The organism is Natrialba aegyptia DSM 13077 (assembly GCF_000337535.1).
Classification (GTDB): Archaea; Halobacteriota; Halobacteria; order Halobacteriales; family Natrialbaceae; genus Natrialba; species Natrialba aegyptia.
In genome coordinates this window covers 79,636-105,819 of the sequence record NZ_AOIP01000029.1, presented here as the reverse complement: position 1 = coordinate 105,819, position 26,184 = coordinate 79,636, and the positions used below count along the sequence as shown (strand labels likewise).

The window sequence follows — 26,184 nt, the reverse complement described above, 5'->3', positions numbered from 1 at the left end:
GTTCGTTTCCGATTCCGGATCGATCGACCCGCCGAGTGGTTACGAGTTCGGTTCTCGAACGGCGTTCGGATCGAGCGATCGTGACGGTGCGGAGAGCCAGTCGGTGGGGGTGGATTCGCTGTGTTCGCTGTATTCGCCGTGTTCGCTGTATTCGCCGTGTTCGTCGGCACCGCCAGCCACCTCGGATACCTCACCGACCGCGAGTAGATCCGCGACCCGAAGCCAGGCTCCGTCCGCGACGCGAACCGCCGATTCGAGCCGGACGACGTGGCCGGGTTCGATATCGTCGCCGACGGCTCGCGGGAACTCGGTCGGTTCGAGCCCGACGCCGGAGACGCGGGTCGTGACCGCGTCGGCCTCTTCGAAGCCGAACGCGCGGACCTCGGCCTCGAGATCGGCTTCGACGGCACCGACCGGTTCGGTAGCCGCGGTCAGCATGGCTCGCGCCGAGCGAAACGACTGCGTGACGCCGACGTGTGCCCTGCGCTCGCGGCCCCCGTCGCTGTCGACGACGAACGTGCGGACGAGCCCGCCGTGGTACCCGGACGGGCCGCGGGGTGCGGCCTCGATGACGATGAGGTCGTCGGGGGCAAACGCGGTTTCACCCTCCGTGGCAGTTGTGGACGTGTGTCCCCGCTCGAGAGCGATGACTGTATTGCCAGCGGGGAACGCGCCCGCTGCGACGATGGCCTCGTCGACCGCCGTTCGAAGTCGCTCGGGGGTCAGTGGACTGTCGTCGTTGACGAGTTCACCGTCGCGTACCGTCGCCGCCGCGAGCAGGGTTGCTGCTCGGCGGATGCCGGCGCTTGCGGCCGCCTGTACGGCCGTAATTTCCCGCCGTTCGGACGGTGTCTTCTTCGCACGAGCGCGTTCGAGGGCCGTCGTCGAGGCGAGCGCGAACCCGGCGTTTTCGAGATAGAGCGCGGCATCGTGTGGAATCGAGGGCGGCGTCAGCACCGTCGCAGAGCCGAGGCGCTCCGCCAGCGTCGTGGCGAGTTCGGAAGCGGGGTGGGGCGACGAGTCGTCGGTCGGTGCCCGAGTGCGGACGAGCCACCGGTCGGCCGACTCGGCAGCGGACCCGCTCTCTGCCGGCCGAACGAAGGCGACTGCAACGAGCGTCGACGGTTCCGGGGCGGACGAGGACTGGAGTCTCGGTTTCGATTGTGATTTCGAGTCCGAGACGAACTCGGGTCCGGCGTCAACGCCGACTCCGCTGTGCGCCACACAGTAGCGAATCGCCGGTTCGCGAAGCGGTCCGACGTGGACGAACGCCGCGGCCTCGCGGCGCTCAAGGGCGCGGCTGAGGAGTGTCCCGCTCCCGTCGTTCGGATCGAATTCGTCCACGGTCACGGTGTGGACTTACGGCGCTTCGGCTTCGAGTTCGTCCTCGCTCGTCGCGTCTGCATCGGCCGGTTGCTGGGCCGTTTCGATCAGCTCCTCGAGCGGCGTCTCGGTGAGCCGGTTGTGGAGCAACACGTCGATCGGCAGCGTCGGCGCGCCGTCGACCAAGTTTTCGAGTATGACGAGCCGTTCGCGGGCGCGGGACATGCCGACGTAGAAGACGCGGCGTTCGTTGTCCGTCAGGACGGGGACGGGCGAGGTCGTCTTGGTGAACTCCTCGCAGCCGGGAACGTCGGTGGGGTCGTCGACGGTTGCGACCATCTGTTCGACGACCTTCTCGGTGAGGTCGGTGCCGACGATGACGTGATCCGCCTCACGGCCCTTCGCGGAGTGGATCGTGCCGACGCGGACGCGGTCGGTGTCCATGCCGGTGTACTCCCCGATACCGAAGTACGAGCGGATGCTCTTCTTCTGGAAGTTCGTCACCTTGCGCACCATGTCGCCGGCCGAGGACGGGCCGGGCATGAACGGCGCGTGGTCCTCGATGACTTTAGCGGGGATCATGAGTTCCTGCAAGTCGTCGATCCCTGCCTCTTCCTGGCGCTCGTCGATCGTATCGAACAGCTCGTCGCGCTCGTTGGTCCCGAAAGCCGACTCCTGAAGCATATCCGCCAGGCGACGCGCCTGCAGGCCCGTTACGTCGTCGCCCGCGTCGATCGCCTCCACGGCGCGAACGTACTGGGTGAGCCGATCGGTCCACATCCGCTGGTCCGTCAGCGAGGTAAACGGCACTCCCTCGGTGATGAACTCGTCGATGAACTGGAACATCTGGTAGCGCGCCCGAAAGAGGATCATGATCGTCCCGGCGTCCGCGGCGAGGGTGCGCCGGACCATTCGGACCACGTCGAGCATCGATGCGTTCCGTCGCGCCTCGACTGCGCCGCCTTCCTTGCGCGGCTTGAGGTCTTTGTCTTGCCGGTGATCGATGTGGCGAATCTCCTGGTTGACCGCGTTGAGCACGTTCGACGGCAGCCGGTAGGAGTTCGGCAAAATCACGTCGTCGTCGACCGATTCTTCGAGCAAGAGTGCGGGGTCTGCGCCCTGCCAGGAGTAGACGACCTGGTCGTCGTCGCCGGCAATCAGGACCTGCTCCATGTGGGATTTCCACTCGTCGTACACGTCGTACTGGAGCGTGGTGATGTCCTGAAATTCGTCGATAACGAGGTAGTCGACGCTCGGGAGCAGCGATCGCTGTCGGACCCGCTCCAGCATGTCCGCAAAGCCGATCTTGCCCTGCTCACCTTTGTACGAGCGCCAGGCGCGAATCGCTTCCGGAACGTCGATTCGATCGTCGTCGCTCGGCCAGGTCGGCGTGTACTTGTTACCCTCCTGTGCGTTCGGGTCGATCTCCGGCGGCAGTCGGACCTCCTCGTCGTCCCACTGGAACGGCACGTCGTACCAGTCGGAGACGTCCCGTCGCGTTCGCTGGAGCCACTGGCTCGTCGCGATAACCTTGTTTCCGATCGTCGTCGACCGGGCGGTTCGGCGACCGGCACCGCTGTACTCGTCCTCGAACTCGAGGCCGTAGTCCTCGCAGAACTCCTCTTTGTCCGACTCGCCGATAACGTCGCTCCGAGAGAGATCGAGAAGATCGTAGGCCTTGGCGTGCATCGTACAGACGTTTCCCTGCAGTGCACGCGGACTCTCGCCGAGTCGGTCGGCCAATCGTTCGCGAACCTCCTGTGCTGCTGCTCGCGTATAGGAAACGACGAGGATGTCCCGAAACGTCACACCGTCCTGCTCTAGAATCTCTTCGACGTGGTCGAGAAGCGCCGTCGTCTTCCCGCTCCCCGGACCACCGAACAACCGGGTCACCTTCGTCTCCGTGGTAGCCATTATCCCTGTTCAGGGGCGCGACACCCATAAGTGACGTGGGTTTTCCCCGAGCGCTAGATGGCCTGTACACGCTTCTCACGGCCGGACTCCGGACGACAATTGCCAGCACGCAGACGGAACGGTGTCGGTCAGTTCCGGCACACCTGCGACCTGTCCTGCCGCTGTGCCGGGAAATCGATACAGCAGCCCGCCTCACAGTCGATACTGACAGTACAGTTGCAATTGCAGATGGTGCTTTGGTGCTGTGCCAGTAGCGATGGCAGCGGCTGTATCACGTCGGTATCGGTGTCAACCGCCACTCAAAGCCTCCCGGAGACGCCCATAGCGCGTCAGCACCGGTGCCGACAGCCACAACTCACGTGGTTCGTGATGAGCGGGCGGTTCGAACGTCCGCTCCGTCGCGAATCTTGTCCTCACACTCCGGACAGACGCGGGGCTCATCGACGTTACGAGGCGTAAAAACGCGGGCGTACGCATCCGTCACGAACGACCCACAGTTCTGGCATTCCGGCATAGGTCCTCTTCGGTGACCTATTGGTGAGCTATCCATTATAATTGTATCGTCACCGGCTGGCGGAAATTACCGGCGTCGGCCGCCGTCAGCCAGCCCTATACCGATGGCTCCCACCCACAGACTGTACACGAACTCGCAGAAAGGTCGTGCAGCCCGCTACACTCGGGGCACTGTTTCTTATTATACTCGCGTTCCCAGCCGACTTCATCGACAGCGTGCCCGCGGTCAGTAAGGAACTGGTCAAAAACGTCACCGGCATCATCGGGTGCGGATGCCATGAGTGTGTGAAAGACAGGCACAGTCTTAAATTGTGGGGTCGCTGAAGACGCTGCCGATACCTTGGGACTATAACCCACACATACATACACACCTCTGCTCGAACCACTTCCGGAGACGCACCGACGAACACCACTACGAGACCGAGACAGCGACACCGCGCTCTCACTCTGTCCGACCCGCGAACTTTTCCACCTCTCGCCCGAACACTCGACCATGAGCGACCTGCGTCTGGATGCCACCCAACTCGATCGCTACTCGCGACACGTGATCATGGACGAAATCGGTCCCGAGGGCCAACAGCGCCTCCTCGAAGGCAGTATCCTCGTCGTCGGTGCAGGCGGCCTCGGTGCCCCGGCGATCCAGTACCTCGCAGCCGCAGGCGTCGGCCGCCTCGGCATCGTCGACGACGACGTCGTCGAACGGTCGAACCTCCAGCGACAGATCGTCCACCGCGACGACGATGTCGGCCGCCCGAAAGTCGACAGCGCCGCCGACTACGTCGCCGCGCTCAACCCCGACATCGACGTCGAAACCCACGAAACGCGTCTGACCGCGACAAACGTGACCGAACTCGTCGCCGACTACGATCTCGTCCTCGACGCGAGCGACAACTTCGCGACGCGCTATCTGCTTAACGACCACTGCGTCCTCACCGAAACGCCGCTCTGTCACGGTGCGATCTACCGGTTCGAGGGACAGGTAACGACGTTCACGAACGAACGCAGCGGCGACGACGATCCGCCGTGTTACCGGTGTATCTTCCCCGAGGCACCCGAACCCGGAACCGTTCCCGACTGTGCGACCACCGGCGTCCTCGGGGTACTCCCCGGCACCGTCGGCTGCATCCAGGCGACCGAAGCCGTCAAGTACCTGCTCGGGAAGGGAGACCTCCTCGAAGGCCGTCTCCTCCTCTACGATGCGATGGACATGACCTTCGAGACCGTCGACGTGCTATCGAATCCATCCTGTCCCGTCTGCGGCGACGATCCCGAGATCGAATCCGTCGAAGACGTCTCCTACGACGGAACCTGTACGATCTCGGCCGACTAAGCGCTCGCCCGCCGAACGCTCGCAGACGCCGTTGTAATTTCTTACCGGTTACTCGCCCGAGACGGCCACAGCATCACGCACTTCTTCGAGACCGACGAGGGCGATACAGGAGACGAACGCAGTCGTCCCGAGTTTGCCGCCCGCACCGGCGACCGACGGCATCACCGCGAGATAGACGAGTCCGCACAGCCCGCCGGCAACCCCAACGTGACCCGCCGTCGCCAGCCGCTCCGTACTCGACATGCCGACGAAAGAGGCACAGAACGCGACGGTCGCAAGCGTCGTCCCGAGTTCAGCGAGCGCGAACAGGAACGGGAACGCGATTCCGGCGACGGTGCCCACGAGCGCGGAGCCGACGACGGCTCCCAGCTCGAGGTGGAGACTCAGGACGACGGTCGCGACGGCGGCGACAGCCGCGACCGGGACGACGATCGGAACGAGGTCCCACGCGGGCGCGCTCGTCGCGCCGTATTCGAGTCCCAGACACGCGACCGTTGTGGTGCAACCGAAGAGGGCGATCGTCCCGAGTTTGCCGCCGAAGCCCCCGAAAGACTCCGCCGTCGCCACGAACGCGAGGCCGGCGAGCAGGCCGGCGACCGCGACGAACTCGGGGCCAGGAAACACCGCCGGCGAGGCCATGCCGACGAACGAACCGCAGTAGAGCGGGACCGCGACCCGCGGGAGGGCGAGGCCGGCAGCCAGTCCGACCAGCGCGGACGCAAGTACCGGCCCGAGTTCAGCGCCGACGCTCGCACCGTAGGTGACGAGAGCACCGACGGTGACCGCGACCACGTCGATGCCGTCCGTTCGGTCGAAGCCGGCGGCATCGAGAGCGAACTCGTCGATGACGCGGTCGCGTTCCGCGGCGGCCGTAACGGTTCCGGTGAGGGTGAGCACGATCCCCACCTGCACGCCGAGGCTTCCCGCGGAGAGAGCAGGAAGACCGGCGACGGCGCTGACGAGCAACGCGGCGGGTGTCAGCAAAAGCGCGACGTAGCCTGCGAACTGGACCGGCCGATACACAGACGCGAAAGCGGGCGCGGGTACGGACTCTGACACACGCCACAATCCCCGGAGGGCGACCGAGTACGTTACGATCCGTGACGCTCAACCGAACAACTACTAGCTGCGTAATAATCCCCCGTCGACCGGCACGGCAGCCCCGGTAACGAAACTCGCGCGCGAACTCGCGAGGAACGCGACCACGTCGCCGAGTTCAGTCGGGTCGCCGAGTCGCTCCATCGGTACGTCGTGGTCGAGTGCAGTGGTGTCTTCCTCAATGTCGGTGTCGGTGTCGGTATCGGTATCAGTGCCGGCGTCGACCTCGACCTCACCCTCGGCATCACCCCCGCCGCTGACGGCACCACCGGGGACGCCCTCACCAGACGTTTCGAACCGCCCCGGCAGAACCGCGTTCGCACGGATCTCCGGCGCGAACTCGCGGGCGAGCGTCTTCACGAGGCCGATAACGGCCCGTCGGACCGAGTTCGACAGTACCAGTCCATCGCCGACCTCGCGAACGGTGTGTGCGGTGAGACAGGTGATCGAACCGTTCGCCCCATCGAGCAGGTGCGTATGCGCCGCCTCGACCGTCCAGACGACGCTCATCACGAGCAGGTCGTAGGCTCGGTACCAGTCCTGTTCGTCCGTTTCGAGAAACGTCGTCCGCGGCGGCCAGCCGGCATCGGTGACGAGGTGGTCCAGCGAACCGAACTCGTCGGCGGTCCGACTCACGAGTCGCGAGATCGCGTCGGGGTCCGTGAGGTCGGCGTCGAGTGCGAGGATGTCGCCGTCCCCGGTGGCGTCGAGTTCATCGCGTGCTTCCGCAAGACGATCCGCGTCTGGGCCACAGATGGTGACGTTCGCGCCTTCCCCGACCAGTGACCGGGCGCTCGCGAAGCCGAGATCGCTGGCGGCAGTGACCAGTGCCGTGTCATCGGCCAAATCGAGGTCCATAGCCAAGCGACGACGCGGAGAACCAAATTGATCGGGGGCTGCCGGCGTCGAATCTCGCGTTTCCGTTCTCGCCGTTCGGCCTCATGTCTGCCGTTCGGTCTCATCCCCGCCGTTTGGCCCCGCTCGTCGCGGCACTTACTCGCCGTCCTGGTGGCGAACGCGAACCATCCCCTCCGAGGTCACACCGATGATCAGCGGCGTCGAAATCTGTCGTCCGGTGACTGCCGGCCCCGCCGCGTCACTGACGACCTTCATCAGATCCGGTGCGGTGTGATCGACTTTGACGCCGGCGTCGTCGCAGGCGTCGTAGACTCGGTTCGGGACATCGTACAGGTCGGTACCGGCCGGAACGCGAACGCGTACCGGCGCGCGAAGCGCCTCCGCAAATGCGACCGTCTCGCGGGCCTTTTCGACGTTCTCGCGGGCGCTCGCCTCGATCGAAGAGACGTTCGCCCGCGAGGTCCCGAGTGCGGCCGCAATATCGGCCTGGGAAGTCCCCCGCTCGCGCAACGCGAGCACCTGGGCCTGCCGATCGGTCAGCACGCTCGTCTCGGCCTCGAAACCGATCTCCGCGAGCAACTCGTCGACCTCGTCGATCATGGATATCGTGATCGCCTCCGTGCACAGACACCACTACCGGCGGGACGGCTCCGCTCGTCCTGAACTCGCGTGCTCATATGGCGTATTCGAACTAAACGGAGGCGGGATCAAAGCTCTCCCGGTCGCTCCCTCAGACTGACGCTCTCGGGAACGAACCGGTCGCCAACGGATCGCAGAATCGAGTTCACCGACCGCATGACTGTCCAATTGTGGGTTGTGCGCGGATGGTCCGGATGGCCGTCGACGATGATGGGGAATCGGTGTCTGGTGTCTGGTGTCCGGTGTCCGACGGTCGACTGTCCACTCGAGACGCGTGGTCCCGGACTCGATAGGCCGATCAGGAGCCCCAGAAGTTCTCGCGACTGCCGAGGCGTTCACGGGTCTGGCCGCTATCGGTGTCAGTGTCAGTCTCAGTATCGCCGTCACCGTTCTCGTCCGCGGTGTCGTCCGAATCCGCGTCTGCAGTCGGTTCGTCGGTGTCGGGCTCGTCTCCATCCGACTCGTCGAGTTCACCGTCCATCGGGAGCAGTTCCAACTCCTCTGCGCGGGCGTGGTTGCTGTGTACCCGCGTAATCTCCACGCGAGCGCGTGCTTCCGGGAGCACGCCGTCGACCATGACGATGAACCCGTCCTCGGTTCGCCCGACGCCGGCACCGCTTTCGTGCATGTCGACGACGTCGATGACGACTTCCTCGCCGGCTTTGACCGGCTGTGTCTTCAGGTCCTCGATCGGCTGGCTGTAGTGGTTACACCACTCTTTACCGCCACGGTCGCCGTAGTGTTGACAGCCCATTCCCGAGATCCGTTCGGAGAAACTCGGACAGTCGTCGGCCAGTGGACAGTCTGCCATACGGTGTACTACCGGTGGCGGCGTTAAACCGTTTCCGTCTTGTGTGCGCGCGGTGGCCGTCGAGCCGCCGATCCTCGTCGCTCGTGTGTCCGCTGGCCGATGGCGGTCGCGCGGATTCGCCCCTCGACCACGAACGCGGACGGGACAGCCCAGGATCGACGTGTCAAGTGAACGCCGACTCCAATACTGTGCGTTTCGAAAACGTTTACGGGGGTGACGTGCGAGTGATAAACGATGAAGATCCTCGTTACGGTCAAGGAAGTTGCGACCGTCGAAGACGAGTTCGAAATCGAGGGAACGGAGATTGCAGACCAGTACCTCGGTGCCGACCTCAACGAGTGGGACGATTACGCCGTCGAAGAGGCCGTCCAGCTCCAGGAAGCTGGCGTCGCCGACGAAGTCGTGACGGTAACCATCGGCCCCGAAGACTGCGAACAGACCATCCGCCAGGCGCTCGCCAAGGGCGCGGATCGCGCGGTTCGCGTCTGGGACGATTCCCTCGACGGTATCGACCTGCTCGATGTCGACGCCAAGACCGAAATCCTGCGCGCCGTCGTCGAAGAGGAGGACCCGGATCTCGTGCTAACCGGCGTCCAGGCCGGCGACGACAGCTTCGGCGCGACGGGCGTCTCCCTCGCCGCGGACATCGGCTACGAGTGGGGCGCTGTCGTCAACCACCTCGAACACGAGTTCGACGGCGACGTCGCCTCGGTCCGACGAGAACTCGAGGGGGGTGTCGAGGAACTTACCGAAATCGAACTGCCCGCCGTCTTGACGATTCAGACGGGGATCAACGAACCACGCTACGCGAGTCTGCGCGGTATTCGCCAGGCTCAGCGCAAGGAACTCGACGTGCAGACGCTCGCCGATCTCGGCGTCGACGAGAGCGCCGTCGAGTCCGCCCTCGAGCTCACCGACATGTACGAACCCGAGAGCGAGAGCGACGTCACCGTCTGGGAGGGCAGCGCCGACGAGACCGCCGCGGAGTTAGGTGAACTGCTCCGCGACAAGGGGGTGGCCCCATGACGGACGTCCTCGCAGTCGCTGACCACCGCCGCGGCGAACTGCGCGACTCCAGCTACGAACTCATTACCGCCGGGCGCGAACTCGCCGACGAGACCGGCGGCGACCTCCATCTGGCCGTCATCAGCGGCACCGTCGACGAGTTCGCCGAGAAGGTAAACCGCGAGGGCGTCGACGCAATCCACACCGTTTCCCACGGCGAGGAGTTCAACCACGACGTCTACACGCAGGCGATCACGCAACTCTACGACGAACTCGCACCGCAGTACGTTCTCACGCCCAACAGCGTCAACGGCCTCGACTACGCGCCCGCCGTCGCAAACCGACTCGGACTACCGGTCGTCACCGACACGGTCGACCTCGAGACCAGCGGCGAGACGCTGACTGCGACCCGCGAGATGTACGGCGGCAAGGTCGAGACGACGAACGAACTCGACGGCGAGGCCGTCGTCACGATCCGCGAGGCAGAGTGGCCCGCTGCGGAAGGAACCGGCGATGCGTCCGTCGAAGCGTTCGAGGCCGATATCGACGAGGACGCGGTCGGCTCCACCGTCAACGGCTTCGAGGAAGTCGGCGGCGGCGACGTCGACATCAGCGAGGCGGACGTGCTCGTCTCCGTCGGCCGCGGGATCGAGGAAGAGGAGAACCTCGACATCATCCGCGATCTCGCGGACGCACTCGGCGCGACGGTCTCCTCGTCGCGCCCGATCGTCGACAACGGCTGGCTGCCGAAGAACCGGCAGGTCGGTCAGTCCGGGAAAGTCGTCACGCCCGATGTCTACATCGCGATCGGTATTTCCGGTGCGGTCCAGCACGTCGCTGGCATGAAAGGTTCCGATACGATCGTCGCGATCAACACGGACCCCAACGCGCCGATCATGGACATCGCCGACTACGCGATCCACGACGACCTCTTCGACGTCGTCCCGGCACTGACCGAGGAATTCCAGTAACGAACTCTCCTCACTGCGGCTTTGTGGCGGTTAGTAGTCATAAACGAGGATTATAGAGGGGAATTTCTGCAGGAGACAGTCTATAGAATATCAGTTCCGCACCGCTGGTTCCGTCTCTCGAACAGCCACGTGTGTAGTTAACACCGACCAATAATTAATCATTTGAAGAGAGTGTCAGATATATTTATACAGTTTTCGGTGACTGTACAGCACAATTATAAACCAGTAATCTGATAGCACGGATATGACGTTCCGACCGAATCGCCGGGAACTCTTGGTGGGGGCCGGTACCGCATCACTTGGCGGGCTTGCCGGATGCCTTTCTGACGTTCCCGTGCTTGGCACGGATGAACAAGCCGACGACAGTGTCGGTGGTACAGACAGAACGCTCAAACTCGGGATACTGAGTCCGCTCAGCGGCGGTCTCGAGGGGATCGGGGCAGCGACTCGAGATGCTGCGTTGTTACCGATCGAACGATTCCAGGACGAAACAGACCTATCGATTGACTATCAGGTCGGTGACACGGAGACCTCGCCCAGCGCGGGCGTCCAGAGCGCGAACGACCTCGTCAATGCGGGCTACCCGATGGTCAACGGGCCGCTGGCCTCCGACGTGACGCTGCAGGCGACCCAACAGGTGCTGATTCCGTACCGGGTCGTCAACTGCTCGGCCGGCGCGACCTCGCCGACGATCACCTCGGTGAACGACGCCGGACTGAGCTTTCGCACCGCGCTGTCGGACTCGTTGCAGGCAGTCGCGCTCGCCGAACAGGCCGTCGCGGACTTCGGTGCCGAAAGCGCGGCGTCCCTGTACGTCGACAACGACTACGGCTGGCAGCTCACACAGTCGTTCTCGCAGGCGTTCGAATCCGAACAGGACGGCACGGTCACTGCTAAAGTGGCCGTCACGGAGGGTGCAGACTCCTATGACGATGCGCTCGATACCGCATTGGCGGACGATCCCGACCTCCTGGTCGTTATCGGCTACCCCGATACCGGGGCGCAGCTGTTCGACGACCTGGCCGACCGCGGTGCGCGCGACGATGTCGACGTCCTCGTCACCGAAGGGATGCAAGAGAGCACGCTCCACGAACGCACCGAGCACTCGCTCGACGGAATCCGCGGGACGGCCCCGCTCGCAAGCGGACCGGGCTACGACGAGTTCAGCGAGCAGTACGTCGACGCCTACGACGAGGAACCGGGGCTCTTTACGGCCCACTCCTACGACGCGTCGGCGGTCCTGTTGCTCGCGAACGCCTACGCCGGGCAAAACGACGGGACGGCGATCAGAAACGCGATGCGGTCCGTGACGTATACGCCGGGGGAGACGATCACGCCGGCGTCGCTCGCCGAGGGACTCGAACGCGCAGCGCAGGGTGAGAACGTCGCTTACGAGGGCGCCTCGAGTTCGGTTACGTTCGACGAGAACGGCGACGTGATGGGGGCGAACTTCTCGTACTGGGAGTTCGACGAACAGGCAGATGGCGGTATTACGGAACTCGAGCGGGTGAGCGCCTGATGTCGACGCTTTCGAAACTGGTGCCGTCGTTCATCAGACGACGCTACCTGTTCAAGTTCGTAATTTCGATCCTGGCGGTCGTGCTCGTGATCGGTGCCATCGGCGCGGTCAGCTACGCCCAGATCGACCAGACGGTGCGGGACGATTCGAGCGACCATCTCCAGTCGACCGCAGAATTACAGGCCGAAGCGATCGGCGACTGGGTCGCAAACATGAACGTTCAGACGCGGACCGCGTCCGCAACGCCGGCCGTCCAGGACGGCGACGTGCAGGCGATCCAGGGCGCGATCGTCGAAGAACAGGCGCGGATGGGCGTCGACGTGCGGGCGATCCACTACGTCGATACGGGCGAGGGTGAAGTCCTCACGAGTACGGACGCCCAACTTCGCGGTACCGAACTCGACGCCGTCGAGGACCCGTGGTCCGAGACCGACTTCGAAGACGAACTCACGCTCGACGAGGACGTCTGGAACTCGGAGCAGGCCTACGAATCCGCGGCCCTGAACGATCAGGTGATGGCCTTCGCGAGCCCGGTCCCCGAGCGGGACGACCACGTGATGGTCGTTATCGGAACGCTCGAGTACCGCGTCGACCAGCTTCAGCAGGACGGGGCAGCCGGATCGACGGCGATCGTCGACCAGCGCGGTGACGCCGTGCTCCAGACCGGTTCGAGCGAGTTCACGAATCAGACCGACGAGGACGCGATTGAAGGCGCTCTCGGCGGTCGGTCGAGCCAGATCGAAGACGAGGACGTCGTTCAGGCGTACGTCCCCGTCGGGGACACCGAGTGGGTCGCGGTCACGACCGTTCCGACGGAGCAGGCCTACGGCGTCGCGAGCGACGTCGGCACGAACGTCATCGTGATGGTCCTCGTGAGCCTGGTTGCGCTCGGACTCGTCGGCGTCGTGCTCGGACGACAGACCGTCGTCCCGCTCACCGAACTTCGCGACCGGGCGGCGGCGATGGAAGGCGGCGATCTCGAGGTCGACCTCGAAACGTCCCGCATCGACGAGATCGGGCGTCTCTACGACGGCTTCGACAGCATGCGCACGTCGCTGCGAGACCAGATTCAGGAGGCCGAATCCGCCCGCGCGGACGCCGAGAAAGCACGCGCCGAGACCGAGGCGATGAACCACCACCTCGAATCGAAGGCCGACGAGTACCGCGACGTGATGGAACTGTGCGCCGCGGGCGATCTCACGCAGCGACTCGATCCCGAAAGCGATAACGAGGCGATGACCGACATCGCCGTCGCGTTCAACGAAATGGTCGACGAACTCGAGGAGACGACGGCACACGTCAAGTCCTTCGCGGACGAGGTGGCCGCGGCGAGCGAGGAAGTCACGGCGAGCGCCGAGGAGGTTCGCTCCGCGTCCGGGCAGGTCAGTCACTCCATTCAGGAGATTTCCGACGGCGCGGACCGACAGAACAAGAACCTGCAGGCGGTCTCCGACGAGATGAGCGGCCTCTCGGCGACCACCGAACAGATCGCCGCCTCGTCGAACCAGGTCGCCGACATCGCCGAACAGACGGCCGAAACAGGCCGATACGGTCGCGAAGCGGCCCGCGAGGCGATCGAAGGCATGCACGAAATCGAAGCCGAATCGACCGAGACCGTCGAGGCCATCGAGGACCTCACCGCCGAGATGGAACAGATCGATGAACTGATCGAGTTCATCACGGAGGTCGCCCGCGAGACGAACATGCTCGCGCTGAACGCGAACATCGAAGCGTCCCGGAGCGGCAGCGGGGACAAGAAAGGCGAAGGGTTCGCCGTCGTCGCCGCCGAGGTCAAGGAACTGGCCGCCGACACGAAGGAGACGGCCGAGGACATCGAGACGCGTCTCGAGCGGATCAACGACCGCACCGAACGGACGGCGACGGAGGTCGAGAAGACGGCGGACAAGATCTCCTCGCACGTCGACGCGGTCGAGAACGCCGCGGAGGCGCTCGACGAGATCGCCGACTACGCACAGGAGACCAACGACGGCGTCCAGGAGATTTCCGCGACGACCGAACAGCAAGCCGCCTCGACCCAGGAGGTCGTCGCCATGGTCTCGACGGCGACGGACATCTCCGAATCGACGGCGACCGAATCCCAGCGCGTCGCCGCCGCTGCTGAGGAACAGACCTCCGCCCTCTCGGAGGTCACGAAAAGCGCCGGCTCGCTCGCAAACCAGGCCTCGCACCTGAACGAGATGCTCGACCGCTTCGACACCGATTCCGCGGTCGAGTCGGCGGGCGTCTCGCCCGGCGAACTCGTCGACGGCGACTACGAGCCAACGCTCGAGTTCGACGAGACCGATCTCGAAACCGACGCCGGTACCGACGACGCGTCGGCTGAACTCGCGACGACCGGTGACTCGGGCACGATACTGGACGAATCGACGAGCGACGACACGGCCGATACCGAGGCGGCGAGCGGGACGAAGCCTGACTCAGAATCCGACTCAGAAGCTAACTCCGAGACGGAGTCCGCGTCCGAACCCGATTCCGACTCGGACGACGTCGAAGCCGGATCCAGCGACGATGCTGATGCCGAGACGGATACAGACGACGAGACGGCTGCGGACGACGAACCCGTCGATCCGTTCACCTACGACGAAGTCGACGATGGGAGCAACTGACGGCTCGAGTTGCGTGAACGGGGCGAACTAAGGCACGCACTCACGAACCGTCGACCGAACCGTCACGTACTTTTTCCCACCTTCCCAAACGCTGCCAATGGAACTTCTGGAGCGCAGACGGGCGCTAATCGAGGAACGTCTCCACGACGTGGTCGAGGGTATCGACCCCGAGGCGCTCTCCGAGGAAGTGCGCCACGTCACGCTCTCCGGAGGCAAACGCGTCCGGCCGATGGTCACCATTCTCGCCTGCGAGACCGTCGGCGGCACCGTCGAGGACGCAGTCGAGTTCGGCGTCGGCATCGAACTCGTCCACACCGCCTCCCTCGTCGTCGACGACATCATCGATCGCTCGGAACTGCGCCGCGGCACCGAAAGCGCCTGGGCCGCCTTCGGCCACGGCCCCGCGATCATCACCAGCGACGGCCTCCTCGGCGAGGCCTTCGACCTCTTCGCCGCCGATCCCGACGCGATGCGCGCCGTCACCGATGCTATGGTCGAACTCGGCGTCGGCGAAGCGACCGAACTCTCCGCCCAGCCCGCCTCCGAAGCGGAGTACATGACGCTCGCGAGACGAAAGACCGGCGCGCTCTTCCGAGCCGCGGCTGAACTCGGGGCGATCGCCGCCGATTCGGAGCCGGAGACGGTCGAGGCGCTCGGCGAGTACGCCGAACGAGTCGGCGTCGCCTTCCAGATCAGAGACGACGTGCTGGACGCGGTTGCCGATGCCGAGGAGTTAGGAAAGCCGACCGGCCACGATGCCGCCATGGAGCGTCCGTCGGTCATCCAGGTAACCGACCTCTCTCCCGAGGAGGCAAATGCCCGTGCGCAATCGGAAGCCGACCGAGCGTTAGCCGCCCTGGATCGAGTCGAGGCCGCCGATCCGGATGCCAGCGCGTATCTGCAACAGTTGGCAGAGTTCGTCGTCGAACGGGAGCGATAGCGGTCGATATGAACGCGAGTGGGGATGGTGGTGGGAGAGGATAGGATGCAACCGCAACGTGCACCCGATGTGACGACGGTGGATTATCGATTGGGATCGAGGGTCGTCGAGGATTAGGGAGGGTTGTCCGTCGCATGTCGCTCCTCCGATTCCGCCTCAGCTTCCGACTCCGTATTCGTCACCGATCTTGCGTTCAGGTGTGCGTTTGCGTTTGAACTCGGCTCCGGCCCGGGACCCGGCCCAAGATCCGAGTCCGACCGGGAGCCCGCACCAGTTTCGGTTCCCCGCTCCGATCCCGCGTTCGAGTCGGCAAATTTCGACTCCGCGACTGCAAAGAGCAGGGTGCTTCCGATGCCGAGGAGCGTGCCGGCTGTCAGCGCCGTTGCGAGATACGTGATCGTGACGGTGCCGAGGAAAAAGGCGCTCACGGCGTGGAGGACGATCGCAATCGAGAGCACGTAAAACGGTGCGTTGAGGTAGCGCCACTCGAAGGTCCCCGCGATGTACTCGTCGGTGATTTGGCCGAGACTCGTCGTAATCCCGGCCGCTGCGAGCCACTGGATCGACCCGTAGACGAGCGCGGCGACCATGACCGGCGCGCTCACGCGGCCAGTGGTCTCACGCTGCACTCGTTCCAAGGTGTTCAGTCCGTTCATCCCACCGAGGGTGAACAGCGCGGCGGCGACGACGTAGGCGAGCAGTGTCGTCCGACCGGCGTACAGCGAGCGGCGAGCGCGTTCGACCGCCGCGTCGAGTCGCTCGCCGAGACCCAACCCGCGCGAGATGAGATAGAGACCGAGGAGAGCCGAAGTCGTTCCAAGCACCAATCCGGGCATCTCGAGCGCGCTCCCGAGCAGTGCGAGCGGGTAGATGAGGAGGAGGATTCCGAGCGGGATCAACACCGTTCCCCGCGTTTCGGGATCGTCGAGCACCTGCTTGATGGTGTAGTACATCGACTCCAGGTTCTGGGCTTGCCTGACCACGACCCGACGGACGCCATCGATCGGCACTCGCGAGCGGATGATCGGGATCACGGATTCGTCCTGTGCACCGTCGGTGACGACGAGCGTGGTGACGTCTTCCGCCGTTGAGAGGCTTGCAAGCACAGTATCGACCTCGTCGCCGACCTCCCGGTTGGCCTTGACATCGCCCTCATCGTTCCCGGTGACGACGGCGACCTCGACGCTCTCGTCGCGCTCGTCTAAGTCGTCGTAGATGTGCAACCCCTGGAAGATGACGTTGACATCCGAGTCCTCCGGATCTGCGGTCGCGAGCGCGACGGCTGCCTCTTCGACGGGCTCGCGGCCGATAACCGGCGTCGAAAAACCCGTCTTGCGACCGAGGTCATCGTCGAGGTCGACACACAGGACCAGCAGCATCGATCGGATGTTTGTCGGCGCGGTATATGCCTTTTCTGGGCTGACCGAGCGGTACAGGAACCGCCACGCTGTCCCGATCAGACCGCTCGATCCGATCCGTGCAGTTTTTGAACGCGGCCCGACAACCCGACATACTGAATGATATCGAAGGGCTGTGAGCAGTGCGCGAAGGGTGGCAAGATGGTGCTGTTCGTCTACGGCTACTGCGACCAGCGCGACTGCTTTTACTGCCCGCTCGGCGAGAACCGCAAGAACGTCACCGACGTCTACGCGAACGAGCGACTCGTCGAGTCGGACGAAGACGTCCTCGAGCAAGCCCACCGAATGGACGCGCTCGGAACCTCGATCACGGGCGGAGAACCCCAGGAGGCTCTCGACCGCACCTGTCACTACCTCGAGTTGCTCACGGACGAGTTCGGCGAGGAACACCACACCCACCTCTATACGGGCATCCCCGGCGGCCGCGAGAACATGCGCCGCCTCTCCGAGGCCGGCTTAGACGAGATTCGCTTCCACCCGCCGTACGAGCAGTGGGGCGACCTCCACGGCACCGAGTGGGAAGAGATCCTCTACATCGCTCGCGACGAAGGCCTCACCCCGGCCTTCGAAATTCCCGGTATCCGCGCCGAAACGGAGTTCCTCGACTTTCTCGACGAGGGTGCTGCCGACTTTTGCAACGTCAACGAGTTCGAGATGTCCCAGGGGAACTACCGCCGAATGCAAGAGCAGGGCTTCGAACTCAAAGAGGGCCACATGAGTGCCGTCGACGGCTCCCGGGAGGACATTCTCGACGTGATGGGCGACCACGAGCGCGTCTACTTCTGTACCTCGGTGTTCAAGGACGCCGCCCAGCACCGCCGCCGCCTCAAGCGCATGGCCCGAAACGTCCGCCGCGAGTTCGACGACGTGACCGACGACGGGACGCTGGTCTACGGCAAGACCTACGCCGAACCGGAGCGCTTCGCTGAACTCGGGGTGCCGGAGGAGTTCTACACCGTCAAATCGGAGCACGTCGAGGTCGCCTGGTGGCTGTTAGAGGAGATGATCGAGGAGGGAGACCTGGAAGGCGGTGAAATCGTCGAGCAGTATCCGAGTTACGACGGACAGGTCGTCGAACGAACGCCGCTGGCCTGACAGCGACCGAGACGACAGCAAACTGTTGTTGCCCTTTTGTGCGTGTGAAATACCAGTAGCGACCGGCATAGAGTGGTGTCCGTCGGCAGCCCTGTGAGTCCGTCGGCCGGGGTTGAGAGCGGGTCCAACGGACAACGGACCGACCGTTCCACAGCGGCCAACACTTCGGAATCGGCCGGTTCGAGTCGGAACGACTCCGACAATCGGCAATCGAGCCAGTGTCGCTTATCCACGTCGTAATAATGGGCCGTCGGCGTGACCGATCGGTTACGATGCAGTTCAGGAAACTCGCCGTCGTTGCGGTCGCACTACTCGTGGTCCTCTCAGGGTGTAGCGCCTTCGGTGGGTCACAGCCGGACGCGTCGAACGAGTCGACGGCAGATGACACTGAGAACGGTGCAGATGCAGATGGGGGCACAGGTGACAACGGAACCGAGAATACCACCGACACGACTCACTCGAACGGGACCGCGGATACGGGGTCCGAAACGGGCAACAATAGTGGTGATACAGCCGACGACGGCAATGAAGTCGACGACGGCGAAGACGAAACGGCCACCGAGGACTGGTCGGCCCCTCAAGAGCCGAACCGTCCACTGGAGGACAAAAGTGAGGATCGTATCGAGAGCGTCGAGTTCGTCGACACGGAACCCGCAGCAGACGGGGAGGGCTACTCGAACTTCAACCTCGAAGTCGTCGCCAATACCAGCATGGAGAACGTGGACCCGCCGGAACACGGCGACGTGATCGGCGAGCCGTACTTCTTCGTCAAGATCAACGAGGGGCCGGGTGAGCGAAAACTCATCGAACGAACCGGTCAGGTCCAAATGGAGGACAACGGCACGTACCACATCGACGTACGACCGGCCGGAATCGAGGAGTTCGCCGATAGGGACCTGTCTCTCGAAGTCTTCTTGATGGACGAGGACAAGGACTGGGACGACATCTACGACGCCGTTAGCACGAGCATTCAGTTCAACCCGGAGACGGAAACCGAGACAGAGGGTGAGACCGAGACGACAACTGACTCAGCGTCGAACGAACAGTAATCCGCCGTAACTGAAGAGCGATTTCATCCAGATCAGTCGACCTCTGTCGGGTCCACTTCCGGCAGCGTAATCAGGTTCTCGCGCCCGATCCGCAACTTCTCGATCTGATCGTCCTCATCCATCTGTGAGAGTAACTGCGAAACCTTGGCGTTCGACCACCCCGTCTCCGAAACGATCGCAGCCTGCTTCATCCGCCCACCGTTCCTGGTGAGCATCCGTTGCACCCGCTCTTCGTCGCTCAGCAACTCCGGATCAATATCCTCGTTTACCGGCTCGGTGAACTCGAACTGCGCCCCCTGACCTTCCGACGGCGCATCTGCAGCCGGTTCTCGTGGGGGCTCGGTGCTCTCAGTGCCACCCCGGACAGCGTTTGAATCGGCTGTGACACCCGGTTGTTCGCCATCAGGACCCCCATCCCGTTCAAACGAAAGTATCGATTCGAGCGACGAACGAACCTCGTCCCACGTCTTTCCGTTCCGTGACGCCACCGCCCAACCCAGGACAATGATCGCGATAATACCAACCAATGCAATGACCGCCAGCACCGGTCCATCGGTAATCAGACCCCAAATGCCGGTACTCGGCTGGGCACCGCGGAGGAAGACAATTTCGAGTTCGTTCTCACTGAACTCGTGGGGGCCGTTCCAAGTGAGCTGCGTTGGTGTATCGAGACCGTAGTTGTCCGGCGATTCGATGACGAGTCGCTGGCCGCTAGAGAGCGTCGAGATTACGTAGTCGTTCGAATCCGTCTGCAGCGCCTCGCCGAAGTAGATGCGATCGCCCTCGATCGTTGCAAAGTTCGTCCAAGTGAAGGTGTAGGAAATGACACCTATTTTAGCGCTCTCGTAGTCGGTACTGTCTGTATCGTCTGTCTCGATGGCATCCTCGTACGGTTTCACGTCGTACTCGTTCCAGCCTGCATCGGTGATCGACATGTCTTGGTTAGTCGAGTCACTGGCTTCGCTCGCCTGTTGACGGAACTCTTGGATCGGGAAGTCGGTGTCTGCATCTCGTTGACCATCGGTGACCGCCGCTGCATAATCGGTGAAGGCGTCGACTTCATCCTCATCTTCCAGGATGACGCGGTGTTCTATGGCCCAGTGTGTGTCGCCGTCATCGGTGACGTTGATGCGTATGATTTGGTCGAGTTGGTCGCCATAGCTCGCGTATGCGTAACGTTTCTCGGTGTTTCCATAGCTATCGGCTAGCGTGGCAGCTTCGGCCGTAGATGCGGTAGATGACTGCTCAACTGTTGCCTGTGGCTGCTCGATTCCAGCAGAAGGGGTGCCGGCGCGTGCTGACGGCGCCGCAGCCACCGAACCGAATGACGTGGTGGCAAGGAGGGCGATGAGGGCAAGTGTTCCGGCGGTGGACAACCGCATATCTATCAACTGGTGGTTTCCCGGGGGAAAAAACGCTTTCCATCGACACTTAAAGCGTTATCACGACTTGCAAACGGTATCTTCATCCAACAGCGGTTTGTATTCTGATGGTTGCATACTATGGAATTCTCACGTAAAACGTCTCCTTCTGTACTATCAGCCGTCTAAAGTAGCATGAATGGTGAAACGTTCGACACCACTGCCAATGCGGAACCCACCGCTTCACGCCGGCAACGAGAACCAAACGTCTTCGATCATCCGACCAGTGGTATTTTTGTATTGTGTTGGGAACCGGTGATTTCGCAAGTGCGACTCGTTTTTATATCATGAATTCATAAGCCCATACAATGAACAACGCGGCTCCTGCCCTCCTCGCGTTGCTTCTCGTCTGTTCGCTGCCTGCGATGACTGTCGTCGCAGCATCACCCGAACAGGAAGCAAGTACTGGCGGTAGCGCGAACCAGCACTACCGTCTGCAAGAGGGGGCCCAAGAAACGCCGGTAGCGATCGAGAATACGACGAACCAACTTCCGCTATCGGGCGGTATACAAGGATCACACGCGGAAACGGGAGCGGACCTCGGTACCTCACTCGCGAGCAGTAGCATTCAAATGCAGGTCGACTACGAACAGTATGCGCTCGTCGACCAAGAGTTCGCCCAAGCAACGAATGACGAGCAAGTAGCGATGATCCAAGCAGCATACAACCGCACTCAGGAACGAATCAACGCTCTTGACGAACGCGAACGCACCGCTGTCAGAGCCCATGCAGACGGCGATTTAAGCGATACAGAATTAATCCAGGTTTATTTAGAGACCTATCACGAGGCAGTTGCGCTTTCTGACTTGCTCACAGACCTAAAGGTCCGGGCCGACCAGGTATCAGATTACTCACTTCCCGCTCAACAGCCACGTACTGACCAGAAGACCCTCGATTTCTATACATCAACGATACGGACGAATATCGCCGATGCATCGCAATCAATTAGGTCCGGTAATACGTATGAATACCGGATTCAGACGTCACAGAACGGCTATAGGCTTTCGACACTGAGCGGTGATTCGTATCTCATCGAGACGGCACGCTTCGACAACCGCGATACGACTGAACAGAATCAGTACCAGTCTCAAGATGAGGCACAAGAGCGCCTCAAGGAGCTCTACCCCTGGACGCTCAGCCATCGGGGCTCTCATACGCAGGACAATAGCGTAGAGAATTTCTATTGGCTTTCTCTCGATCATCCACACGGTGAACTCAGTACGTATCTTGATGGCGGGACGGGTGATATTTACCAAGAGATACAAGTAGTCTCAGCCGACTCCTTGCCGACAGTAGAATCCAAGACGAAGTCCTGGAACTCGAGTTTCGAGGTGACGCTGAACAAGACGCCAGCGCATGGTCCAGTCGAATTAACGGCCACCGATGTAGATACGGGTGAGCCAATACAGGCAACGATTATGATTGACGGCGTCGAGATCGGTGAAACCGATGAGAACGGACAACTCGAATATCTGCCACCCACCGAAGCGTATGATCTCGCCATCAACGGTGAATCGAGCCGTGTGAGTACGGGGATCCCGTGGTAGTTGTGGTGAGACTCGGTTCGTGACAACGGAGCGTTGATCCGATACTTTATATCAGAGACCGAATCCAGTCTGGCACGTGACTATCGGTCCCGCTGTGTCAGCAGCATCAGTAAGGGATGATGCACGCGCTGACCGTTCTGATACCCGTGCAATTAGCCCCGTTATTGGGGTCGTCTTACTCCTTGCTGTTACTATCTGTCTTGTTGCAGTTGTCACCGCCGGTATCGCGACGTGGTCGATCGATACGCCGGCGCCAACTGCGGCATTCGAACTCCAGGCCGACGGTGACGATTCGACGATCACCCTCGAACACATCGCTGGCGATTCAGTCACCGTCGACCAACTCTCACTGACGGTCCGTATTGACGACACTGAACTCGAAAAACAGCCACCAATCCCGTTCGTCGGAGCGGAGGGATTTCGTGGAACGCCAGACGGACCGTTCAACGCTCAAGCGGATTCAACGTGGCAAACCGGTGAGCGAACCACCATTACACTCGCTGGGAACAATACGCCATCACTGAATAGTGGCGACACAGTGACCGTCACGCTCGGATTTGATGGCCAACTGCTAACGGAAGTAGAAACGACGGCAACGTAAGAGCGGACTGACTGCAGGCAGGTGGTTTCGAGTATCAAGCAACTTCTCGGGACGCGTTACTTCGGCGCGCGTCCAATCGTTGTAATCGCAACGTCCGGATTGTACGACGGTCCGAGGAACGCGTGTTTCACGTTTTCAAAGCCGGCTCGTTTGAACATCCGGTCGGCCTCGTACTCGTCGTAAAACAGCATGATCGAATCGGCCAGTCGCTGTGCCAGTACGTTATCAGGATAGTTTGGCCCGACAACGAGCACCTGGCCGCCGGGTTTGAGCACGCGGCGAATTTCCCTGAGCGCGAGGATCGGATTCGGCCAGTACTCGATCGATCCGGAGGACCAGACGACATCGAACGTGTCGCTCGCGAACGGGAGGCGTTCGGCGTCGCCACGGTGGAAATGGATCGGCGGTGCGCGTTTCCCGAACTTTGCGTAAGCCTGCTCGAGCTGATGGTTGCTTTGATCGAGCGCGTACACTTCCTCGACGTGATCGAGGAGGCCTTCGGTCGCGAAGCCGGTTCCACAGCCGAGGTCGAGTACCGTCATCTCCGAGTCGAACTCGAGCAAGGAAAGCGCGTCCTCACGCATCTCCTCGTTCCAGATGAACGGGTTCACCTGATCGTAGACCGTCGAGAGGTACTTATAGAACAGCCGTGCCCTGGCTTTGTTCTCGAGGATTCCCATTGAGAGTTCGATTTTTGTCCAACCGGGATATGTCTGCTGTTCCGCCCGCGGCGTCCGGCCGGTGGACCGGCTGGTAGTAGAGATGATCGCACGCGACACAGCGATCGAATTTCGAGGCCAGTGAATCCGAGACGCTTTCGCAACTACCATATACGCGCTGTCGCAAACGTTCCCTTGCTTAGAGTATGCCGAGGCCACAGGTTCTCGAACGAATTACGTCGGCGGAGGAAGAGGCCGACGAGATCGTCGCATTGGCAGAAAACGACCGCGACGAGCGAATTGCCGAGGCCCGGGAACGTGCCGAGGAGATTCGCACGGAAGCGGAACAAGAGGCGCAAGATCTCAAAGAACGCCGTCTGGAGGAGGCGCGCGACGAGATCAACGCGGAGTGTGAACGCGTCCTCGAAGAGGGCGAACAGGAGCGCGAGGCGCTCGCCGAGCGTGCCCAAGACCGGGTCGACGAAGTAACAGACCACGTCGTCTCCCTGTTCCAGGAGGACGTCCATGCTCAGACCTGAGCGGATGAGCAAGGTCTCGGTGACCGGTGCAAAGGGCGTCATGCCCACGGTCATCGAGACGATTCACGAACTGAATCTGGTCCATCTCTCGGATTACGACGGGTCCTGGGAAGGCTTCGACAACGGCAACCCAATCGAGGGTGCCGACGACGCCTCCGAAAAACTCGTCACCGTCCGAGCACTCGAGAGTACGCTGGATCTCGCGGATGAGGAGACCCCCGCTCCCCGGGGCACGCTCGCGGACAACTGGGAACAACAACTCGAGGAAGTACGCACCCGAGTCAACGAACTCGACGACCAGCGCACCGAGATCCGCGAAGAACTACGCCAGGTCGAAGACCGAATCGATCGCGTATCTCCCTTCGCCGAACTCGGAATCGATCTCGACTTGCTCTCGGGATACGAAACGGTTGACATCCTCGTTGGCGAGGGCTCACCCGGCGAAATCGAAGCCGAACTCGATGCCGCCGAGGACATCCGCGCCTACGAAACGTTCACCAGCGGCGATGTCATCGCGATCGTCGCCGCACCGACCGACGCCGTCGAGGCGGCTGTCGACGAAAGCGAAAGCGGAAGCGAAGACGACGGCAACGTCATCGACGATGCCCTCGTCGGTATCGAGTTCACTCGTTACGACGTTCCAGACACCGACCAGAGCCCGTCGGGTTACGTCGCCGAACTCGAAGAGCGAAAAACCGACCTCGAGTCGCGTCTCACCGAGATCGACGATGAACTCGAGCGCATCGAACGCGAGGACGGCCAGTTCCTGCTTCAACTCGAGGAGGAACTGACGATCGAGGTCCAGCGCGCGGAAGCGCCGCTGCAGTTTGCGACCAGCAACCGGGCGTTCATCGCGGAAGGCTGGGTGCCATCCGACGAGTTCGATCGGCTCACCACGGCACTGCGGAACGCCGTCGGTGATAGCCTCGAGATCGAAGAACTCGAGCGTGCGAGCTACGACCGTCACGGTGCACACTCGCACACGGAAGAGATCCAGAAAGGAACCCCGGAGGGAGACGCGGATGCGCCAGCGCAGGCTGACGCAGACGCCACCGCCGACGACGAGGCCGCCGACGGCGAGAAACAGACGGCCGTCACGGACGGCGGCTCGGCGGTTACGATGGGCGATGAGCCTCCGACGATCCAGGACAATCCCTCTGCAGCCAAACCGTTCGAGGTGCTGGTTCAGGCGGTCAACCGTCCGAAGTACAGTGAACTCGATCCGACGATATTCCTGTTCCTGACGTTCCCGGCGTTCTTCGGGTTCATGATCGGGGACGTGGGATACGGGCTCCTGTACGTGGCCATCGGTGTGTACATGGCCACCCAGTTCGACAGCAAGGGAATTACGAGTCTCGGCGGCGTCGCCATCTGGGCGGGGCTGTTCACGATCCTGTTCGGGTTCATCTACGGCGAGATATTCGGGTTACACGTGCTCGGCGAGGTGCTCTGGCACGACACGCTGCACGTCGACTTGCTCCCGCTGAACAAGGGACTCGAGCCGGCGGCCGCCGACTTCGCGCTCGGCTGGATGGTCGTGAGCGTGATCGCCGGCATCGTCCACCTGAACATCGGGTACATCCTGGACTTCTACGAGAACATGAGCCACGGCGTCAAAGACGCCGTCATGCACAGCGGCTCGTGGCTCCTGATGCTTAACGGCATCTGGATCTGGATCTTCTCGGCACAGGGCAGGGGATCGAAACCGGACTTCCTGTTCAACACGTTCGCCAGTGATGGCCCGTTCCCGATCGGGTTCACCGGGTTCCCCGAGTGGGGACTCGTGACGATTCCGCTGGGAATCACCGACTTCCTGCTTACGGCACCGTTGCTCGTCTTCCTGATCGGCTTCGGTATGCTCCTCGTCACCGACACCGTCGAGGCGGTCGAGGCGCTCGACGTCATCGTCAACGTGTTCTCGTACACCCGGATGGGCGCAGTGTTGCTCGCGAAGGCCGGTATGGCGTTCGTGGTCAACCTGCTGTTCTTCGGTGCGTACCGGGACCCGGATGGCGCGTTCCACTTCCTGCGGACCCACGAGCCAAGTTACGTCGCCGAACACTACGGCGACGGTGCCGAGGTCATCTTCAACGGCCTCATGCACTCGGGGACCGCAGCGCTCGTCGGCGGGCTCGTCATTCTCGTCGTCGGTCACCTCGTCGTGCTAGCGCTTGGCGTGACAAGCGCCGGCTTACAGGCTGTACGCCTCGAGTACGTCGAGTTCTTTAACAAGTTTTATGAAGGCGGTGGAGCGAACTACGAACCGTTCGGACACGATCGAAACGACACTGAGGACCACTACTAATA

The 26,184-nt window shown here is 62.4% G+C and carries 23 protein-coding genes; 12 read left to right on the top strand and 11 right to left on the bottom strand.

What is annotated here, in order from left to right; translation table 11 throughout:
- Positions 1-39: 39 nt before the first annotated feature.
- From C480_RS10990 to C480_RS24220, 4 genes are all read right to left on the bottom strand, one after another.
- The gene (locus tag C480_RS10990) at positions 40-1,350 is read right to left on the bottom strand and encodes a M24 family metallopeptidase (RefSeq protein ID WP_006665685.1); all 1,311 of its coding nucleotides are present in this window, start codon (positions 1,348-1,350) and stop codon (positions 40-42) included.
- A 9-nt stretch (positions 1,351-1,359) separates the two neighbouring features.
- Positions 1,360-3,237 carry a UvrD-helicase domain-containing protein gene (locus C480_RS10985; protein WP_006665684.1) on the bottom strand — a complete coding sequence of 626 codons (1,878 nt, stop codon included), beginning with the start codon at positions 3,235-3,237 and terminating at the stop codon, positions 1,360-1,362.
- A gap of 355 nt (positions 3,238-3,592) precedes the next feature.
- Positions 3,593-3,751 (bottom strand): DUF7563 family protein, encoded by a 159-nt coding sequence (locus C480_RS24915; RefSeq protein ID WP_006825125.1) that lies wholly within the window; start codon positions 3,749-3,751, stop codon positions 3,593-3,595.
- Positions 3,752-3,846: 95 nt separating this feature from the next.
- Positions 3,847-4,029, bottom strand: coding sequence for an HVO_0416 family zinc finger protein (locus C480_RS24220; protein WP_083867296.1), 183 nt, complete (start codon positions 4,027-4,029; stop codon positions 3,847-3,849).
- A 214-nt stretch (positions 4,030-4,243) separates the two neighbouring features.
- Here C480_RS24220 and ubaA point away from each other — a divergent pair, with 214 nt between their 5' ends.
- Positions 4,244-5,080 (top strand): SAMP-activating enzyme E1, encoded by an 837-nt coding sequence (gene ubaA / locus C480_RS10980; RefSeq protein ID WP_006665683.1) that lies wholly within the window; start codon positions 4,244-4,246, stop codon positions 5,078-5,080.
- Between the two features lie 48 nt (positions 5,081-5,128).
- Here the strand turns inward: ubaA and C480_RS10975 are convergent, their stop codons facing one another.
- From C480_RS10975 to C480_RS10960, 4 genes are all read right to left on the bottom strand, one after another.
- Entirely contained in the window at positions 5,129-6,103 is a 975-nt protein-coding gene (locus tag C480_RS10975; RefSeq protein WP_006665682.1) for a hypothetical protein, read from the bottom strand.
- A gap of 99 nt (positions 6,104-6,202) precedes the next feature.
- Positions 6,203-7,036 (bottom strand): SDR family oxidoreductase, encoded by an 834-nt coding sequence (locus C480_RS10970; RefSeq protein ID WP_006665681.1) that lies wholly within the window; start codon positions 7,034-7,036, stop codon positions 6,203-6,205.
- 135 nt (positions 7,037-7,171) lie between these two features.
- Positions 7,172-7,636 carry a Tfx family DNA-binding protein gene (locus tag C480_RS10965; RefSeq protein ID WP_006665680.1) on the bottom strand — a complete coding sequence of 155 codons (465 nt, stop codon included), beginning with the start codon at positions 7,634-7,636 and terminating at the stop codon, positions 7,172-7,174.
- Positions 7,637-7,973: 337 nt separating this feature from the next.
- The gene (locus C480_RS10960; RefSeq protein WP_006665679.1) at positions 7,974-8,486 is read right to left on the bottom strand and encodes a TRAM domain-containing protein; all 513 of its coding nucleotides are present in this window, start codon (positions 8,484-8,486) and stop codon (positions 7,974-7,976) included.
- A gap of 234 nt (positions 8,487-8,720) precedes the next feature.
- Between C480_RS10960 and C480_RS10955 the strand changes: the two genes are divergently transcribed.
- The 5 genes from C480_RS10955 to C480_RS10935 all read left to right on the top strand — a co-directional run bounded on the left by C480_RS10955 (position 8,721) and on the right by C480_RS10935 (position 15,548).
- A complete protein-coding gene (locus tag C480_RS10955; protein WP_006665678.1) occupies positions 8,721-9,512 on the top strand; it encodes an electron transfer flavoprotein subunit beta/FixA family protein in 792 nt (263 codons plus the stop codon).
- A complete protein-coding gene (locus C480_RS10950) occupies positions 9,509-10,462 on the top strand; it encodes an electron transfer flavoprotein subunit alpha/FixB family protein (protein ID WP_006665677.1) in 954 nt (317 codons plus the stop codon). Before C480_RS10955 ends, C480_RS10950 begins: the two co-directional genes overlap by 4 nt.
- 244 nt (positions 10,463-10,706) lie before the next feature.
- Positions 10,707-11,981, top strand: a complete 1,275-nt coding sequence (locus tag C480_RS10945; protein ID WP_049903580.1) for an ABC transporter substrate-binding protein — start codon at positions 10,707-10,709, stop codon at positions 11,979-11,981.
- Complete coding sequence (locus tag C480_RS10940; protein WP_006665675.1) at positions 11,981-14,608, top strand: methyl-accepting chemotaxis protein; 2,628 nt, start codon at positions 11,981-11,983, stop codon at positions 14,606-14,608. The genes C480_RS10945 and C480_RS10940 overlap by 1 nt, the downstream gene beginning before the upstream one ends.
- A 97-nt stretch (positions 14,609-14,705) precedes the next feature.
- Positions 14,706-15,548, top strand: a complete 843-nt coding sequence (locus C480_RS10935; protein WP_006665674.1) for a polyprenyl synthetase family protein — start codon at positions 14,706-14,708, stop codon at positions 15,546-15,548.
- A 113-nt stretch (positions 15,549-15,661) separates the two neighbouring features.
- Here the strand turns inward: C480_RS10935 and C480_RS10930 are convergent, their stop codons facing one another.
- Positions 15,662-16,927, bottom strand: a complete 1,266-nt coding sequence (locus C480_RS10930; protein ID WP_006665673.1) for a DUF373 family protein — start codon at positions 16,925-16,927, stop codon at positions 15,662-15,664.
- 138 nt (positions 16,928-17,065) lie between these two features.
- On the opposite strand from C480_RS10930, the gene C480_RS10925 reads away from it, so the two are divergent.
- Together C480_RS10925 and C480_RS10920 are read left to right on the top strand one after the other, a co-directional pair.
- Positions 17,066-18,061 carry a radical SAM protein gene (locus tag C480_RS10925; protein WP_006665672.1) on the top strand — a complete coding sequence of 332 codons (996 nt, stop codon included), beginning with the start codon at positions 17,066-17,068 and terminating at the stop codon, positions 18,059-18,061.
- A gap of 272 nt (positions 18,062-18,333) precedes the next feature.
- Positions 18,334-19,110 carry a hypothetical protein gene (locus tag C480_RS10920; RefSeq protein ID WP_006665671.1) on the top strand — a complete coding sequence of 259 codons (777 nt, stop codon included), beginning with the start codon at positions 18,334-18,336 and terminating at the stop codon, positions 19,108-19,110.
- A gap of 32 nt (positions 19,111-19,142) precedes the next feature.
- Here C480_RS10920 and C480_RS10915 read toward each other — a convergent pair whose 3' ends face one another.
- The gene (locus C480_RS10915; protein ID WP_006665670.1) at positions 19,143-20,492 is read right to left on the bottom strand and encodes a helix-turn-helix transcriptional regulator; all 1,350 of its coding nucleotides are present in this window, start codon (positions 20,490-20,492) and stop codon (positions 19,143-19,145) included.
- A 347-nt stretch (positions 20,493-20,839) separates the two neighbouring features.
- Between C480_RS10915 and C480_RS10910 the strand changes: the two genes are divergently transcribed.
- Positions 20,840-22,078, top strand: a complete 1,239-nt coding sequence (locus C480_RS10910) for a DUF7096 domain-containing protein (protein ID WP_006665669.1) — start codon at positions 20,840-20,842, stop codon at positions 22,076-22,078.
- Between the two features lie 94 nt (positions 22,079-22,172).
- Positions 22,173-22,679: a type IV pilin gene (locus tag C480_RS10905; RefSeq protein ID WP_006665668.1), complete on the top strand. Its 507-nt coding sequence runs from the start codon at positions 22,173-22,175 to the stop codon at positions 22,677-22,679.
- A 56-nt stretch (positions 22,680-22,735) separates the two neighbouring features.
- On the opposite strand, the gene C480_RS10900 is transcribed toward C480_RS10905, so the two are convergent.
- Positions 22,736-23,359, bottom strand: coding sequence for a methyltransferase domain-containing protein (locus C480_RS10900; protein ID WP_006665667.1), 624 nt, complete (start codon positions 23,357-23,359; stop codon positions 22,736-22,738).
- 185 nt (positions 23,360-23,544) lie between these two features.
- Between C480_RS10900 and ahaH the strand changes: the two genes are divergently transcribed.
- Both ahaH and C480_RS10890 read left to right on the top strand, forming a co-directional pair.
- The gene (gene ahaH / locus C480_RS10895) at positions 23,545-23,877 is read left to right on the top strand and encodes an ATP synthase archaeal subunit H (protein WP_006665666.1); all 333 of its coding nucleotides are present in this window, start codon (positions 23,545-23,547) and stop codon (positions 23,875-23,877) included.
- Positions 23,878-23,881: 4 nt separating this feature from the next.
- Positions 23,882-26,182, top strand: coding sequence for a V-type ATP synthase subunit I (locus tag C480_RS10890; RefSeq protein ID WP_006665665.1), 2,301 nt, complete (start codon positions 23,882-23,884; stop codon positions 26,180-26,182).
- Positions 26,183-26,184 lie beyond the last annotated feature (2 nt).

What these genes read in the sequence shown, in the direction of transcription:
- ahaH (WP_006665666.1), top strand. Translation starts at nt 23,545, where the DNA reads ATGCCGAGGCCACAGGTTCTCGAACGAATTACGTCGGCGGAGGAAGAG.
- C480_RS10985 (WP_006665684.1), bottom strand. Translation starts at nt 3,237, where the DNA reads ATGGCTACCACGGAGACGAAGGTGACCCGGTTGTTCGGTGGTCCGGGG.
- C480_RS10945 (WP_049903580.1), top strand. Translation starts at nt 10,707, where the DNA reads ATGACGTTCCGACCGAATCGCCGGGAACTCTTGGTGGGGGCCGGTACC.
- C480_RS10950 (WP_006665677.1), top strand. Translation starts at nt 9,509, where the DNA reads ATGACGGACGTCCTCGCAGTCGCTGACCACCGCCGCGGCGAACTGCGC.
- C480_RS10965 (WP_006665680.1), bottom strand. Translation starts at nt 7,636, where the DNA reads ATGATCGACGAGGTCGACGAGTTGCTCGCGGAGATCGGTTTCGAGGCC.
- C480_RS10920 (WP_006665671.1), top strand. Translation starts at nt 18,334, where the DNA reads ATGCAGTTCAGGAAACTCGCCGTCGTTGCGGTCGCACTACTCGTGGTC.
- C480_RS10890 (WP_006665665.1), top strand. Translation starts at nt 23,882, where the DNA reads ATGAGCAAGGTCTCGGTGACCGGTGCAAAGGGCGTCATGCCCACGGTC.
- C480_RS10960 (WP_006665679.1), bottom strand. Translation starts at nt 8,486, where the DNA reads ATGGCAGACTGTCCACTGGCCGACGACTGTCCGAGTTTCTCCGAACGG.
- C480_RS10910 (WP_006665669.1), top strand. Translation starts at nt 20,840, where the DNA reads ATGAACAACGCGGCTCCTGCCCTCCTCGCGTTGCTTCTCGTCTGTTCG.
- C480_RS10935 (WP_006665674.1), top strand. Translation starts at nt 14,706, where the DNA reads ATGGAACTTCTGGAGCGCAGACGGGCGCTAATCGAGGAACGTCTCCAC.
- C480_RS10915 (WP_006665670.1), bottom strand. Translation starts at nt 20,492, where the DNA reads ATGCGGTTGTCCACCGCCGGAACACTTGCCCTCATCGCCCTCCTTGCC.
- C480_RS10900 (WP_006665667.1), bottom strand. Translation starts at nt 23,359, where the DNA reads ATGGGAATCCTCGAGAACAAAGCCAGGGCACGGCTGTTCTATAAGTAC.
- ubaA (WP_006665683.1), top strand. Translation starts at nt 4,244, where the DNA reads ATGAGCGACCTGCGTCTGGATGCCACCCAACTCGATCGCTACTCGCGA.
- C480_RS10930 (WP_006665673.1), bottom strand. Translation starts at nt 16,927, where the DNA reads ATGCTGCTGGTCCTGTGTGTCGACCTCGACGATGACCTCGGTCGCAAG.
- C480_RS24915 (WP_006825125.1), bottom strand. Translation starts at nt 3,751, where the DNA reads ATGCCGGAATGCCAGAACTGTGGGTCGTTCGTGACGGATGCGTACGCC.
- C480_RS10970 (WP_006665681.1), bottom strand. Translation starts at nt 7,036, where the DNA reads ATGGACCTCGATTTGGCCGATGACACGGCACTGGTCACTGCCGCCAGC.
- C480_RS10925 (WP_006665672.1), top strand. Translation starts at nt 17,066, where the DNA reads ATGATATCGAAGGGCTGTGAGCAGTGCGCGAAGGGTGGCAAGATGGTG.
- C480_RS24220 (WP_083867296.1), bottom strand. Translation starts at nt 4,029, where the DNA reads ATGGCATCCGCACCCGATGATGCCGGTGACGTTTTTGACCAGTTCCTT.
- C480_RS10940 (WP_006665675.1), top strand. Translation starts at nt 11,981, where the DNA reads ATGTCGACGCTTTCGAAACTGGTGCCGTCGTTCATCAGACGACGCTAC.
- C480_RS10955 (WP_006665678.1), top strand. Translation starts at nt 8,721, where the DNA reads ATGAAGATCCTCGTTACGGTCAAGGAAGTTGCGACCGTCGAAGACGAG.